The 14206-nt window shown below is 74.9% G+C and carries 11 protein-coding genes; 5 read left to right on the top strand and 6 right to left on the bottom strand.

Going from position 1 to position 14206, the window contains the following annotated elements; genetic code table 11:
- Positions 1 to 18: 18 nt before the first annotated feature.
- Positions 19 to 1005, bottom strand: coding sequence for a helix-turn-helix domain-containing protein (locus VE614_RS18505; RefSeq protein ID WP_324937882.1), 987 nt, complete (start codon positions 1003 to 1005; stop codon positions 19 to 21).
- A 986-nt stretch (positions 1006 to 1991) separates the two neighbouring features.
- Here VE614_RS18505 and VE614_RS18500 point away from each other — a divergent pair.
- The gene (locus VE614_RS18500; RefSeq protein ID WP_324937880.1) at positions 1992 to 3008 is read left to right on the top strand and encodes a protein phosphatase 2C domain-containing protein; all 1017 of its coding nucleotides are present in this window, start codon (positions 1992 to 1994) and stop codon (positions 3006 to 3008) included.
- A 72-nt stretch (positions 3009 to 3080) separates the two neighbouring features.
- Complete coding sequence (locus VE614_RS18495; RefSeq protein ID WP_324937878.1) at positions 3081 to 4823, top strand: pyruvate dehydrogenase; 1743 nt, start codon at positions 3081 to 3083, stop codon at positions 4821 to 4823.
- Positions 4824 to 4829: 6 nt separating this feature from the next.
- On the opposite strand, the gene VE614_RS18490 is transcribed toward VE614_RS18495, so the two are convergent.
- Positions 4830 to 6212, bottom strand: a complete 1383-nt coding sequence (locus tag VE614_RS18490) for a helix-turn-helix domain-containing protein (protein WP_414719598.1) — start codon at positions 6210 to 6212, stop codon at positions 4830 to 4832.
- A gap of 142 nt (positions 6213 to 6354) precedes the next feature.
- On the opposite strand from VE614_RS18490, the gene VE614_RS18485 reads away from it, so the two are divergent.
- Together VE614_RS18485 and VE614_RS18480 are read left to right on the top strand one after the other, a co-directional pair.
- Positions 6355 to 6963 carry a hypothetical protein gene (locus VE614_RS18485; RefSeq protein ID WP_324937874.1) on the top strand — a complete coding sequence of 203 codons (609 nt, stop codon included), beginning with the start codon at positions 6355 to 6357 and terminating at the stop codon, positions 6961 to 6963.
- Positions 6964 to 7310: 347 nt separating this feature from the next.
- A complete protein-coding gene (locus VE614_RS18480) occupies positions 7311 to 7796 on the top strand; it encodes an ATP-binding protein (RefSeq protein WP_324937872.1) in 486 nt (161 codons plus the stop codon).
- Between the two features lie 88 nt (positions 7797 to 7884).
- On the opposite strand, the gene VE614_RS18475 is transcribed toward VE614_RS18480, so the two are convergent.
- Together VE614_RS18475 and VE614_RS18470 are read right to left on the bottom strand one after the other, a co-directional pair.
- Positions 7885 to 8931 (bottom strand): DUF2637 domain-containing protein, encoded by a 1047-nt coding sequence (locus tag VE614_RS18475; protein ID WP_324937870.1) that lies wholly within the window; start codon positions 8929 to 8931, stop codon positions 7885 to 7887.
- A gap of 290 nt (positions 8932 to 9221) precedes the next feature.
- Complete coding sequence (locus tag VE614_RS18470; RefSeq protein ID WP_324937868.1) at positions 9222 to 10070, bottom strand: (2Fe-2S)-binding protein; 849 nt, start codon at positions 10068 to 10070, stop codon at positions 9222 to 9224.
- A 186-nt stretch (positions 10071 to 10256) separates the two neighbouring features.
- Between VE614_RS18470 and VE614_RS18465 the strand changes: the two genes are divergently transcribed.
- Positions 10257 to 11108, top strand: a complete 852-nt coding sequence (locus VE614_RS18465; RefSeq protein WP_324937866.1) for a GntR family transcriptional regulator — start codon at positions 10257 to 10259, stop codon at positions 11106 to 11108.
- Between the two features lie 340 nt (positions 11109 to 11448).
- Here VE614_RS18465 and VE614_RS18460 read toward each other — a convergent pair whose 3' ends face one another.
- A complete protein-coding gene (locus VE614_RS18460; RefSeq protein ID WP_324937865.1) occupies positions 11449 to 12216 on the bottom strand; it encodes a hypothetical protein in 768 nt (255 codons plus the stop codon).
- Positions 12217 to 12358: 142 nt separating this feature from the next.
- On the bottom strand, positions 12359 to 14032 hold the full coding sequence (locus VE614_RS18455; protein ID WP_324937864.1) for a PucR family transcriptional regulator: 1674 nt from the start codon (positions 14030 to 14032) through the stop codon (positions 12359 to 12361).
- Positions 14033 to 14206: the final 174 nt, after the last annotated feature.

The following is a 14206-nucleotide window of genomic DNA, read 5'->3' as shown; positions in this document are numbered from 1 at the left end:
CCGCGCCGCCGTCGGGGCTCAGGGCCGCTCGCGGGCCACCCAGCCGCGTTCGCAGGCGTGCCAGCCCAGCTGCATCCGGGTCGTCACCCCGGTCAGCTCCATCAGCCGCTTCACCCGGCGCTGCACCGTCCGCAGTCCCAGGTCCAGCTGCTTGGCGACGCTCGCGTCCGTCATCCCGGCCAGCAGCAGCGACAGGATCTCCAGATCCGTGCCGTCGGGCCCGTCCGGACCCCGCTCGGTGACACCCAACTCGCCGAGCCGCAGCGGCAGCGCCTGCCCCCACACCGACTCGAACAGGCCGGACAGCAGCTCCAGCAGCCCGCTCGCGTGCACCACGAGGGCGGCGGGCTCGGCGGTGGGATGGGTGAGCGGCACCAGCGCCAGCGAGCGGTCCGCGACGACCAGCTTCGTCGGCACCCGGTCCACCACCCGTACCTGCTCGTCGCGGGCGAGGGCGGCGGTCAGCTCGGTGATGCCGTTCGGCTGGTCCAGCACGGCCCGCTCGACCACCACCCGGTAGCGCACCCCGCGGGCGGCGGCCCGCTCCTCGGCGTCGTTCTCCATGCCGGTCACGGCCACCGGCTCCCCGGTGACCAGCGCGCACACCTCCTCGGCGGCGCCCAGCTGCAACTGAAGGAACCGCTGGGTGACCGCCGCCCCGCCGATCACCACCTCGACCAGATCGTGCACGGCGGGCTCGGAGGCCGCCGCCCGGTACTCCTCGGCGAGCAGCGCCGCCGCCAGCTCCGCCCGCTCCAGCTCGTGCCGCCGCTGGGCGAGCAGCGCGCCCAGCGCCACCCCCGGCGGGGCGGCCACCCAGCGGCCGGGGCGGGCCGAGGACTGCGCGGCGAGCCCGTGCAGCTCCAGCCGGCGCAGCGCCCGCTCGGTGTCCTGCTCGCCCAGTGCCAGCCGGCGCGCCAGATCGGGCACGTCGGCGGCGCCGGCCGCGACCAGCGCGCGGTACGCCGACTCGTGCCGCTCGTCCAGCCCTATCGCTGCCAGCACAGGCTCCGCCCCTCCCCGACGATCAGTCCCGCGATGTCCACAGGTGGCGGAAAGCAGCCACGGCGCAAACCCGCCGCCGAACATCATCGCCGTACCGCCCAGACCTCTGCGAAGGTGGGGTCACCGGCGCCGACGGGGGCCGGGCCCGTGGCCGTCGCCGGGCGGTTCTCCCGTGGGGGGTGGAGCCGTCCGGCGACCACCACCACCCGCCGCTCGCACCGCTGTTCGACGCCTCGCCCGACACGCCGAGCGACGCGTCGCGGGCTACGGCATTTTCCTGATGACCCGTTCTCCTCCGGCCCACGCGGTGGACAATTACCGGCATGAGCCAGCAGGGGGGAAGGCCCACCGGTCATTCCGACGACTGGTGGGGGCAGTTGTACGACGACTCCATCGAGGACACCGGCCCCACACCCACGCCGGACTCGCTGGACGACCGGTTCGCCTCCGCGTCCGGAGCGGTGACCGGCGGGCCGCCCGGACCGGGCTCGCCGGACGCCCGCCCGGCCTCCGCGCCGGGCTCGCCGGACGGCCGGTCCGTCTCCGGGCCGGGCGCCGCCGGTCCGCCGGCCGCACCACCGCCCCCCGTTCCCGCACCGCGCGGCGACCCCGCCGCACCGTCCGGTGCTCCGTCCGTGGCACGCGGTGGGCCGTCCGGCGGGCCGCGTTGCGGGCCGTCCGTTCCGTCCGGTGAGCCGTCGGCGCCGCCCGTGGCACCCTCGGCGTCACCCCAGACCCCCGCCGGCCCGCCGGAGACACCGATCGCGTCACCCGCGGCACCGCCGGGACCACCCACCACGTCCCACGGGGTCCCCGCCGGCCCGCCAGGGGAACCAACCGCGTCATCCGGGGCCCCCGCCTCCCCGCCGGGGGCGGCCCTGACCCCGCCCGGGCGGCACGTCACCCCACCGGGGGCGGCTTCCGCTCCTCGCGAGGGGGACACCGCCTCGGGGTCCGGCAGTCCCGTGCCGCCCCCGCCCCGAGTGGTGCCCCCCGAACCACCCGCCGCGCGAACGGGCGGGTCCAGGACGCCGCCCACCCCGCTGCCGCACGTCGGCTCCGGACCTCCGACGTACGATCCCGAGCCGACCGCGCTCCCCGCCGCCGACCCCGACGACCTCGGCGATCTCGTCCCGGACACGGTGCTCGACGGCGCCCGGTACGGCACCTGGACCCTGCGTGCCGCCTCCGTGCGCGGCGACTCCGCCCGCTATCGCGGCGAGCCCCGCCGCGACGCGCTGCTCACTGCCCGCTTCGGCACCGGTGAACACGCGCTGCTGCTGGTCGCGATGGCCACCGGGGCGCGGGCCGCCCCGCGCGCGCACCGCGCCGCCGCCGAGCTGTGCCGGTGGATCGGCCGAGCCGTCGGCCGCAGCCACGCGCGGCTCGCCGACGACATCCGCGCGGGCCGCCGCGGCGACCTGAAGTCGGGCCTGCACCGGCTGACCGACCGCAGTCTCGGCAGACTCCGGGCGGGCGCCGCCGACCAGGGGCTGCGCCCGGAGGAGTACGCGGCCACCCTGCGCTGTCTGCTGCTGACCGCCGACCCCGCCTGCCGGACCCGGGTCTTCTTCGGCGTCGGTGACGGCGGTCTGTTCCGGCTCCGCGACGGAGGCTGGCAGGACATCGAACCGCAGGTCACCGAGGTCACGGGCGAGCCCGTGGTGGGCTTCGGCTCGCCGCCCCCCGAGACCCCGGAGGGCGACCGGCTCACCATGGGCCTGGGCATCCCGACACCCCCGAGCCCGTACGAACCGCTCCACGAGCCGCCCCGCGAACCCTTCCGCTTCCGCGCCTCCATCGCCCGACCGGGTGATGTGCTGCTGATGTGTACCGCGGGGCTCGCCGAGCCGCTGCGGGGTGAGCCCGCGTTCCCCGCCCATCTGTCCGACAAGTGGTCCCAGCCACAGCCGCCGGGCCTCGCCACGTTCCTCGCCGACGCCCAGACCCGGGTGAAGGGATACGCCGACGACCGGACGGCGGCGGCCGTCTGGGAGGCGTGAACGCGCACGGTGTGGATTCATGGATCGAGGGGCCGACCGGACGTGCCGCACAGCGAAGGGGCGCAGGGATCCATGGCCAAGCAGAACGTCGCCGAACAGTTCGTCGACATCCTCGCCCGCGCCGGGGTGAAACGCCTGTACGGCGTCGTGGGCGACAGCCTCAACCCCGTCGTCGACGCGGTCCGCCGCAACTCCGCCCTCGAATGGATCCACGTCCGGCACGAGGAGACCGCCGCGTTCGCGGCCGGCGCCGAGGCCCAGATCACCGGGCGGCTGACCGCCTGCGCGGGCTCCTGCGGCCCCGGCAACCTGCACCTCATCAACGGCCTGTACGACGCCCACCGCTCCATGGCGCCCGTCCTCGCCCTCGCCTCGCACATCCCGTCCAGCGAGATCGGCCTCGGATACTTCCAGGAGACCCACCCCGACCACCTCTTCCGCGAGTGCAGCCACTACTGCGAGCTGATCTCCAACCCCCGGCAGATGCCCCGGCTGCTGCACACCGCCATCCAGAACGCGGTCGGCCGGGGCGGCGTCAGTGTCGTCGCCCTCCCCGGCGACCTCGCCGCCGAACCGGCCCCCGCCAAGGCGGCCGGGACCGCCCTGGTCACCGCCCGGCCCACGGTCCGCCCCGGCGACGCGGAGATCGACAAGCTGGTCGACCTGATCGACCGGGCCCAGAAGGTCACCCTGTTCTGCGGCAGCGGCACCGCGGGCGCGCACGCCGAGGTCATGGAGCTGGCGCAGAAGATCAAGTCACCGGTCGGGCATGCCCTGCGCGGCAAGGAGCACATCCAGTACGACAATCCGTTCGACGTGGGGATGAGCGGGCTGCTCGGCTACGGCGCCGCCTACGAGGCCACCCACGAGTGCGATCTGCTCATCCTGCTCGGCACCGACTTCCCGTACAACGCCTTCCTGCCCGACGACGTGACCATCGCCCAGGTCGACGTACGGCCCGAACACCTCGGCCGCCGCTCCCGGCTGGACCTCGCCGTGTGGGGCGACGTCAAGGAGACGCTGCGCTGCCTCACCCCGCGCGTGAAGACCAAGGACAGCCGGCGCTTCCTCGACAAGATGCTGAAGAAGCACGCCGACGCGCTGGAAGGGGTCGTCAAGGCGTACACCCGCAAGGTCGACAAGCATGTCCCCATCCACCCCGAGTACGTGGCGTCCGTGCTCGACGAGGTCGCCGCCGACGACGCCGTCTTCACCGTCGACACCGGCATGTGCAACGTCTGGGCGGCCCGCTACATCACCCCCAACGGCCGCCGCCGCGTCATCGGTTCCTTCTCCCACGGCTCCATGGCGAACGCGCTGCCCATGGCGATCGGCGCGCAGTTCACCGACCGCCGCCGCCAGGTCGTGGCGATGTCCGGCGACGGCGGGTTCTCCATGCTGATGGGCGACTTCCTCACCCTCGTCCAGTACGACCTGCCGGTGAAGATCGTGCTGTTCGACAACTCGTCGCTCGCCATGGTGGAGCTGGAGATGATGGTCGCCGGACTGCCCTCCTACGGCACCACCAACAAGAACCCCGACTTCGCCGCCGTCGCCCGCGCCTGCGGGGCCTACGGCGTCCGCGTCGAGAAGCCCAAGCAGCTCGCGGGCGCCCTCAAGGACGCCTTCAAGCACAAGGGACCCGCCCTCGTCGACGTCATCACGGACCCCAGCGCCCTGTCCGTCCCGCCGAAGATCAAGGCCGAGATGGTGACGGGGTTCGCGCTCTCCGCCTCCAGGATCGTGCTGGACGGAGGCGTCGGCCGGATGCTCCAGATGGCCCGCTCCAACATCCGCAACGTGCCCAGGCCCTGACCGCCGCTAGACGTAGGGCGCCCAGCGGCGGGCCGAGGTGTCGTAGGCGTGGCGGGGCAGGCCCTCGATGGCGCTGGTGCGGAACGGGCGGCCGTGGTCGTCGATCCGGACCGTGCCGGTGCGGCCCTGCGAGGACCAGTCCAGCTCCAGGAACCAGCGGCAGTCGCAGCCCGCCGTCCGCGCGGTGACCAGCAGCACCTCCGGGTCCCCGGCCGAGACCCGGTACGGCATGCGGACCGCCGGGATCGGTGTGCCCGCGTCGTTTCCGGCGACCGCGCGGGCGAGCGGCCGGTCCTGGTCCAGGTCCACCGCGAAGTGCCGGGGCGTGAGCGCGCCGCCGCAGCCCTCGTCCATGGCGTACGCATGACCCGGCGCGGGCTCGGCACGCCCGGCCACCCGCACCCGCAGCGCCTCCAGGACCACGGCCGTGGCGGACAGGCCCTGCACGGAGATCCGCACGGTGGTCTCGCGGCCGTGCACCGCCCCCTGCGCCGCCGCCCACGTCCCGGCGTCCTGCGGGGCGGGCGGCGGCGGGACCTGGGCGGGCGGCCCGCCGATGACGTAGTCGTGGCCGCAGCCGTGCGCCCAGACCTGCGAGTCGGCGGTCCAGGCGAGGGGGACGGCCGGAGCGGCGGGGGAGGGCGCCGCCGGCGGGCGGGTCGGTGGGGTCGCCGGGGAAGGGCCCGTCCCCGCCGGGGACGGGCCGGGGGCGGCCCGGGTCCCGTCAGGGGACGCGGACGGCGTGCGGGGCGGAGGGCTGCCCGGTGCCCCGGTGGTGGGTGCCGCGACCGTCGTACGGGCTGACGGAGCCACCTCCGCGGAGGTGCCGCGGTCGGTGGGCAGCGCGGCGAGGCTGCCGACCGCGGCCAGGGAGGCGCAGGCGACGGCGAGGCCGACGGCCAGGCGTCGGCGGCGGTACCAGGGCGCCGACACCCGTGCCGATCCTGCTTCCGGTTCTGCTTCCGGTCCTGGTTCCGGTCCTGGTTCCGATCCTGTTTTCGGTTCTGCTTCCGGTTCTGGTTTCGGCGGAACTGCCGGTGCTGCGTGCGGGGGCGGTGCGTCCACCGGTGCGGGCACGGCCTCTTCCGCCCGCGGTCGCCGGCGTGCCGCCACCGCCGCCAGCCAGCGGCGGTGCAGTTCCACGCGCTCCTCGGGCGTCGCGCCGCACAGCGCGGCGAACCGCTCCACGGGGGCGAAGTCCTGCGGCACCGCGTCACCGGCGCAGTAGCGGTGCAGCGTGGAGGTGTTCATCTGCAGCCGGCGGGCCAGCGAACCGTAACTGCGGTCCGTACGCTCCTTCAGGTCTCGCAGCAGCGCCGCGAACCCGGCGACACCGTCGTCCTGTCCGGACACCCTTCCCCCGATGCGCTCGTGTCCCCGGGACGGCATCCCAGGAACTCCCTGTACGTGCACGTCAGGCGGGGTGGGATGGTTCCATGCCGAGCGAAGCGGCATCTCCTGTTGCGCGCGTTCCCGCCGCCCGCCGATGCTCTGGGTGCATCCACCGACCCAGTCGCACAGGGGGAGACCCATGCCCGTCCGCACCCGAGCCGGCGCGCTCGCCGCGCTCGCCGTCGCCGCAGTCACCGGCCTCACCGCGCTCGCCACCCCCGCGGGAGCCGCACCCGCGCCCGCTTTCCTCTCGGCCGCCGAGTTGCCGCCGCACCCCTCCTCGGCCTGGACCGCCGGGCAGGTCACCGACGGCGTGCCCGACGAGCTGCGGCTCTGTCTGGACGAGGTGTTCCCGGGCTACGACTCCCGCTACCGCCCGTTCCACACCGACCTCGACGCCGCCGCCCGCCAGCTCACCGTGGTCACCGGTTCCGCCACCAAGGCGAAGGCGCTGGCCGACCGGATGAACGCGCTGATCCGATCCTGCGCGGACCGCGTCGAGCGGGGCGACCCCGAGGCCGAGGCCACCTACCGGGGTTACGGCCGGGTCCGCGCCGAGGAGGGCGCCCGCGTGCACGGCCTGCACACCGAGACGTCCTGGGGTGCCACGGATATCCGGCTGCTGTCGGTGGGGCGCGACGGGCGCACGGTGACCGTCGTGGAATGGTCGCAGCTGGGCGACTTCGGGGACGCTCCGGTCCGCGCCTTCCGTAAGACCACGGCCACGGCGGTCAACAAGCTCTACTGACCGCACACCACGCTCCGACGGTCGCATTCCGGCCACTTTCACCCCGCCGGTGTCCGGGCGGTACCGGACGGCGAACGACTGCCACCCGGAGAACACCCGCCCCGCCTCTTGGCTGCGTACGGCCGGATCGGCAGTCCGCAACAGACAGTTGAGCCGATCTCCGCCGGTCGGCCGCACGGCCGGACACGCGGCCCATGGCCGCTCAGGCCGTCCCTGGCCGCCCCGGCCGTGGCCGAACACCCGGTCGTCGGCGATCCCGCAGGACTGGCCCGGTACCCACTGGGCATGGATCCCCGTGAACGTGTTCGAGCAGGAGGGAAACCGACATCGGCACGCGGGCGGGGGACATGAAGAGGCAGGTACGAGGAGGCGGGCCCACCACGGTCGGGGCCTTCTCGACGGGGACGGCGGAGGAAGAGACCGACGGCGCGGCGGAGCAGGCCCCGGCGCCGCAACTGAGGCGCAGACTGGAGCGGGCGGACCTGCGGGCCGTCCCGGAGGCCCGCCGGGCGCTGCGCGAACTGCTGCGGCACTGGGGGAGCAGTCCCGGCTGCTCGGACGTGGCGGAGCTGCTGACCAGCGAACTCGTCACCAACGCGCTGGTCCACACCGACGACGAGGCGATCCTGACGGCCACCGTGGGTCCGCGCGGCCTCCGGGTGGAGGTACGGGACTTCGTGGCCCGCCGGCCCCGGCTGCGGGTACCGGCCGCCGACGACGGTACGCACGGCCGCGGCCTGCTGCTGGTCCAGTCGCTGGCCGCCGCGTGGGGCGTACGGCCGCACGCGGTGGGCAAGTCGGTCTGGTTCGAGCTGGACGCGGACGCCGCGTAGGGAGCGAGGCGAGGGAGACGGCGGACGGGACGGGGCGCGGCCCGTGCGGCCACACCCCGTCCCGTCGTCGCCCGGCCCCCGGTCCGGCCTAGCCGAACTGCTGCTCCAAGTCCTTGAGCTTGCGCTCCAGGTGGTCGAGGCGCGGCAGCGCCTGGGTGTCGTCCTCCGCGGTGAGGTCGACCCGGACCGGGTCAGCGGATAGGCCGCGGACCGGCTGCAGGGAGGGCCGGGAGCGTACCGGCAGGGGCTCCGGCGCCGATATGGCAGGCTCCGCGGAGACCATCTCGGAGCCCTGCTCCACCGGCGACAAGTCCACCTGCCGTCCGCCGCCCCGGCCGACGAAGCCGCGGTGGCCGCGGCTGATCGCCTTCAGCTGGGCACGCTCCAGGCGCTCCTTGTCACGTCGGCGCAGCCGCTCCTGCTCCTTCTGGCGCTTGTCCTCGCGCACCTCCTCGACCGCCTCGTCGAGGCTGCGCACACCCTCCAGGAGCATCAGGGACCAGGCCCGGTAGGTCTCCCGCGGGGCCCTCAGCCAGCGCACGATCCGGATCTGCGGCAGCGGCCTGGGCACCAGGCCCTGCTCCCGCAGGGCGGCCCGGCGGGTCTGCTTCAGGGCCCGGTCGAAGAGCACGGCGGCGGACAGGGACATGCCCGCGAAGAAGTGGGGGGCGCCGGCGTGGCCGGCGCCACGGGGCGCGTGCACCCAGTTGAACCAGGCGGCGGCGAAGGCGAACGTCCAGACGAGTATCCGGGAGCCGAGCGCCGCGTCACCGTGGCTGGCCTCGCGGACCGCGAGCACCGAGCAGAACATCGCCGCGCCGTCCAGCCCGAACGGCACCAGGTACTGCCAGCCGTCGGAGAGGCCGAGGTTCTGCTCGCCGAAGCCGACCAGGCCGTGGAAGGAGAGCGCCGCCGCGACCGCGGCACAGCAGAAGAGAAGGACGTAGGAGACGGTGCCGTAGACGGCCTCCTTGCGTCTGCGGCGCTCCTCGCTGCGCTCCCAGGAGTCGTCGGCGCGCGCGTCCTTCCCCGCGGTCCGCTTGCCGCGCGCGAGCACCGCCACCGCCGCCAGCATGCCCAGGAGCAGTACGGCGCCCGGAAGCAGCCAGTTCAGCGATATCTCGGTCAGTCTCATCCGGTGGTCCCTTGCCTTGGGATAGGGCGTAACGCCCGCCATAGTGGCCCAGACCCGCAGGGCCTCAGGGGCTTTCGCGGCAAGAGGGCGCCAAGGGAGTGCGAGAGGGACGCCCAGGGCGCCATTCCCCCCGAACTGCCGTACGGCACATGGTGGTTGAGTTCGAGCAAAACCATTCGGACGAGTGGTTCCGGGACGGGTCGCGCCCTACGGGAGGGAGTGGTGCACCCGGTGTGGCCGGGCGGGCGTCCGGTTCATGGGTGATCTCCCGGGACGGAAGTGACGCCAGGTCACGCCGCGGCGGCCGCCGTCAGCTTGGCGATCCGGTCCGCGTCGCAGGTGCGCGGGCAGGTGGCGCAGGTGTCCTCCGGGCGCACGGTGTAGAACATGCAGCAGCTCGCCCGGTCCCGGGTGGGCAGCGACTCGCCGTCCGGGCCGGTCAGCTCACGGAAGGCCGCCGAGCCGACGTACGGCTTCGTCGCCCCCGGCAGCAGCAGCTCCAGCTCGTGCCGCGCCCGCTCCTGCTCGCCCAGCAGATGGGCCACGTACCACAGCCCCTCCACCACTTCGTCCGTCGCCATGCCCCAGAGCGCGCGGCCCCGCCGGCGCATCCGCGGGCCGAAGCCGCCGAGGACCGGCTCCAGGTGCTCGGCGACCGCCGCCCGCACCTCGGCGCGCAGCGCCTCCTCGCCGGCGACCACCCGGGCGCCGGGCAGCGCGGCGGCCGGGTCACCGGCCAGACAGGCGAAGCCGGCGGGCCGTACGGCCATGCGGCCGACGGAGAGGCCGGCGGCCGAGCGGTCGAACGAGACCCGCGTCACGGGATAGCGGGGGACCCGGCGGTGCAGGAACCACGGGACGGTGATCAGCAGGCAGGCGGGCCAGGCGTACCGGTGCAGACCGAAGCTGGCGATCACGTCCGGGCGCGCCTGCTGCCCGTAGTCCCGGACGACCTGGGCGTCGTCCCAGGCCAGAAAGGCGTCGAGGGCGTCCGTGCCCTCCGCGAGCGAGGCGGCGGAGACCCATCCGCCCCCCTCGGGGGCCGGGTCCCCGGGGCCCAGTTCGGTGATGGCGAGACCCGGGAACGCCTCGGTGAGGCGGACGTACGCGTCCGCGACGGCCGACGAGGGCACAGGCATACCGGGACCACCGATTCGAGATCGAGAAGAGGTAAGCCTTACCTTACCCAATCTCTCGGAAATTTGAACTACCGCGTTGTCCGCCTAAGGTGCTTGACGGATGAGTAACAACCGCCCGTAATCTCCCCGACCTCAGAAACCACCGGCAATCACCGGCAACCACCGACAAGCCCGCCAGGAGGACCCGTGAAGCAGGCCGCGCACGGCCCCGCCGAGACGGGGCCCGGGGCGTCGGCGGATCTCCCGGCGGGCAGCGGTGAAACGTCCGCCGCGCGGGTACCCCCGCAGGGACGCGCCGCGGTGTCCGCACCGGGGCGGTCCGGCGGCGACGGCGCCCCGGCCCGGGGCGAGCACACGCACAGTGAGCGGCCGATGCCGCGGACACGGCCGACGGCGGAGCCCGTCCGCCCCGTCGTGCAGCGCTCGTCCGTGCGCGGGCAGATCCTCCAGGCGTTGCGTTCCGCGCTGGTCACCGGAGACCTGCGGCCCGGCGAGGTGTACTCGGCGCCCGCGCTGGGCGAGCGGTTCGGGGTCTCGGCGACGCCGGTCCGCGAAGCCATGCAGCAGCTCGCGCTCGAAGGGGCCGTCGAGGTCGTCCCCAACCGGGGCTTCCGGGTCGTCGAACGGGACGCGCGCGAACTGGCGGAGCTGGCCGAGGTGCGGGCCCTGATCGAGGTGCCCATGCTGCTGCGGCTCGCCCGCACGGTGCCGGCCGCGCGGTGGGCCGAGCTGCGACCGCTGGCCGAGGCCACGGTGCGGGCGGCGGCGTCGGGGTGCGGGGTGACGTACGCCGAGGCGGACCGGGCGTTCCACCGGGCGGTGCTGGGGCTCGCGGGCAACGCGCAGCTGGTGCGGATCGCCGACGATCTGCACCGGCGGGCGCAGTGGCCGCTGGGCGGGGCGGCGGTGGGGCGCGCGCGGACCGCGCTGATGGCCGACGCGGCACAGCATGTGGGGCTGCTGGACGCGTTGATCGCCGGAGACGTGGAGGGTGTGCGGGTGCGGGTGGGGGAGCACTTCGGCGCGGGTGCGTTCTAGCCGGACCCGGGCCGGGGCCGGCCGGGGGCGGGGAGGGCGGCCCGGCGTTGCCGGGTGCCGCCCGCGCCCGCCAGTGCCGCCCGCGCCCACCCGTGCCGCCCTGGGCGGCAGACTGCCCGTGGCCTGGGTGGCCGCTGGGGCGGCCGACGCCTGAGGTGCCTGTGGCGGTCACCCGATCTCGGGTGGCCGCCACACCGGCGTTCGGCGGAGCTTCCTGCGGGGCGCGGGGAACTGCGCGACGAGCCACGACGCACCCGCGCCGCCCACGACGCACCCGCGCCGCCCACGGCGCTGAGCCGGCTCGGGTGAACGCGCCCGGCGTGGGCGCGCCCGCCGGTCCTCACGCCGTCGCCGCGTCCGGGGTCTGGGGCGTGAGCCGGCGGGCCAGCCAGGTGGGGACACCGCCCAGGAGATGGAAGAGGCGGCGGGCCTCCTCGCGCAGGCGGGAGGCCTCGGGTTCCGTCTCCGCGTCCGCGAGGGACGCGAGCGCCGGGGCCGTGCCGACCAGGTAGCCCAGTTCCTCGCGGATGCGCAGGGACTCGGCGAACCCGTGCCGGGCCTCTGCCAGTTCGCCGTCGCGCAGGGCGAGTCCGGCGAGGTGCCGCCAGGTGAACGAGAGCAGCAGCGCGTCGGAGTGGGCGGTGGCGCCCGTGTGGGCGCGGCGGTACGCGGCAAGGGCGGCCTGCGGGGAGCGGGTGAGGTTCTCCGCGAGCAGGCCCCGGCGGAAGTCGAGCAGGGCACGGGCCGGCGACCCCGGAGGGATCAGCGCGGCCGCCCGGCCGAGCGCGGCGCGCGCCTCGTCGGCGCGGTCGCGCACCGCGAGCAGCGTGGCGGCGTACGCCAAGTACCCGCGTTCACAAGCGGCGGCGCCCCGTTCCGCGTCGTCGTGGGCCAGCGCCTCGGCCGTGCGCAGCGCGTCCTCGGCCTCCTCCCAGCCCTGCTCGGTGTACAGGCAGCGCTCCACCAGCAGCGCGGCCCGTTGCAGGGCCGCCGCCGCGGTGACCGGCTGGAGCAGTGCGGCGGCGTCGGCCCAGCAGGCCCGCGAGCGCAGCCGCCATACCGCGGTCTGGAGTGGATCGTCACCGGCGGTCGTTCCGTTACCAGACATGGCGGTATACGCCACCTCGCCCTCCCCGAGCACGCCATCGAGCTGTTGAGTGGTGGCCGCATCTCAGCACGGATCCACCGGCCCGGCCAAGAGGGTGGGTGAAGGATTTCACAAAGTCGTGGGACTCTCGCCCGCGAAGGTTTCAGCTCATGCGCAGCGCCAGGAAGAAGTCCAGCTTGTCCTCCAGGCGGGACAGGTCACGGCCCGTCAACTGCTCGATGCGGCCCACTCGGTAGCGCAGCGTGTTGACGTGCAGGTGCAGCCGGGAGGCGCAGCGCGTCCAGGAGCCGTCGCACTCCAGGAACGCCTCCAGGGTCGGGATCAGCTCGGCGCGGTGGCGGCGGTCGTAGTCGCGCAGCGGGTCCAGCAGCCGGGCGGTGAAGGCGCGGCGGACGTCGTCGGGGACGAACGGGAGCAGCAGCACGTGGGAGGCCAGTTCCTGGTGGCCGGCCGCGCAGACCCGGCCGGTGCGGGCCGCCGCCACCCGGCGGGCGTGGCGGGCCTCCTCCAGGGCGCCGCGCAGCCCCTCGGCGGAGTGCACGGCCGCGCTGACGCCGAGCGTGACCCGCCCGTCGCCGTCCAGGCCGGCCGACAGCGGCTCCCGCACGGCCGCCAGCAGGGTGTCGGCGAGGACGCCGGTCTCCGAGCCGTCGTGCTCGGCGGAGACGGCGGGCAGCGGGACGAGGGCGATGGCCTCGTCGCCGGAGTGCGCGACGGCGATGCGGTCGGAGGGCTCGGGGCCGGTGGCCAGCGGGTCGACCAGGATCTCCTCGAGCAGCGACTGGGCGACCGGGCCCGTCCGCGTCTCGCCGCCGTCCCACTCGACCCGGGCGACGACGACCTGCCAGTGCGGGGCCGCGCCGAGGCCGGGCAGCAGCACGGGGGCCGCCACCCGCAGCCGCGCGGCGATCTCGGCGGGCGCGGCGCCGGTCTGCACCAGCTCCAGCACCTCCTGGGCGAGCCGCCGCCGCACGGTGCGCGCTGCGTCCCGGCGGTCGCGTTCCACGGCGATCAGCTGGGTGACGCCCTGGAGCAGGTCGAGCCGCTCCTCGGCCCAGTCCCCGGCGTCCGCCTCGACGGCGAGCACCCAGTCGGACAGCACGGTCTCGCGTACGTCCCGGGCGGCCTGCGGGGAGCGACCGCTGCTGCGGATCGGGAAGAGGGAGTAGGTCGCCGGGCCGACCGGCACCCGGTGCGGGCCGCGACGGCCGGTGCGGGCGGCGGCCAGGTGCTCGGCGGCGAGCTTCGCGCACAGCTCGGCGGGCAGCGCGGGCCCGGCGGCCTCGGACCCGGCGATCAGCCGTCCGGTCGGCGACAGCACCCAGGCGCGCAGGTCCAGGTCGGAGCCGAGCAGGTCGAGGACCACGTCGGGGCCGCCGCCCGCGGGGCCGGAGGTCATCATCCGCCGGTGCCGGTCGACGACGGCCGCGAGGTCTCCGGCGCGTTCGCCCGAGACCTGCCGCACGACGTGCTCGGTGATCGTGGCGAAGGCCACGGACTCGTGCACCGCGAACAGCGGAAGCCGGTGCCGGGCGCAGGCCGTCACCAGGTCCTCGGGGATGTCGCCCAGCTCTGCCTCGCCGGCCGCGAGGGCCGCCACCCCGGCCTGCGCGAGGATCCGCACGAAGGGCTCGGAGTCGGCGGCGTCCCGGCGCCAGGCGAGGCCGGTGAGCACCAGCTCGCCGCCGGAGAGGTAGCGGCTGGGGTCCCGGAGGTCGGTGGTCATCACACCCCGCACGGTGCGGTCCAGCTCGTCCTCGCCGCCGAGCAGCCTGAGGCCCAGCGCGTCGGTGTCCAGCAGTGCGCGCAGCCGCATTCTCGTCGCCGCCGTTCTTTGTCTCGAAACTTACGATGAAACTGATGGTGGTGGTGGGGTTCGGTCCGCGGACCGTTCGACGGACCGACACATGGTCGTCCGGTGCGGTTGCTCGCCGTTTCCTCGGTGGTGCCCCAGGTCACGCGGGACGGACCGGGCGTTTCCAGAGGAAAA

Origin of the sequence: Streptomyces sp. (assembly GCF_035645055.1) — a bacterium.
Taxonomy (GTDB): Bacteria; Actinomycetota; Actinomycetes; order Streptomycetales; family Streptomycetaceae; genus Streptomyces.
The sequence above is the reverse complement of the archived record's forward strand: the minus strand, read 5'-3'. Positions and strand labels throughout refer to the sequence as shown.

Excerpts from the sequence above, each read along its gene's own strand:
- VE614_RS18480 (WP_324937872.1), top strand. The coding sequence starts at position 7,311 with ATGAAGAGGCAGGTACGAGGAGGCGGGCCCACCACGGTCGGGGCCTTC.
- VE614_RS18495 (WP_324937878.1), top strand. The coding sequence starts at position 3,081 with ATGGCCAAGCAGAACGTCGCCGAACAGTTCGTCGACATCCTCGCCCGC.
- VE614_RS18490 (WP_414719598.1), bottom strand. The coding sequence starts at position 6,212 with ATGCCGTCCCGGGGACACGAGCGCATCGGGGGAAGGGTGTCCGGACAG.
- VE614_RS18475 (WP_324937870.1), bottom strand. The coding sequence starts at position 8,931 with ATGAGACTGACCGAGATATCGCTGAACTGGCTGCTTCCGGGCGCCGTA.
- VE614_RS18460 (WP_324937865.1), bottom strand. The coding sequence starts at position 12,216 with ATGTCTGGTAACGGAACGACCGCCGGTGACGATCCACTCCAGACCGCG.
- VE614_RS18485 (WP_324937874.1), top strand. The coding sequence starts at position 6,355 with ATGCCCGTCCGCACCCGAGCCGGCGCGCTCGCCGCGCTCGCCGTCGCC.
- VE614_RS18470 (WP_324937868.1), bottom strand. The coding sequence starts at position 10,070 with ATGCCTGTGCCCTCGTCGGCCGTCGCGGACGCGTACGTCCGCCTCACC.
- VE614_RS18455 (WP_324937864.1), bottom strand. The coding sequence starts at position 14,032 with ATGCGGCTGCGCGCACTGCTGGACACCGACGCGCTGGGCCTCAGGCTG.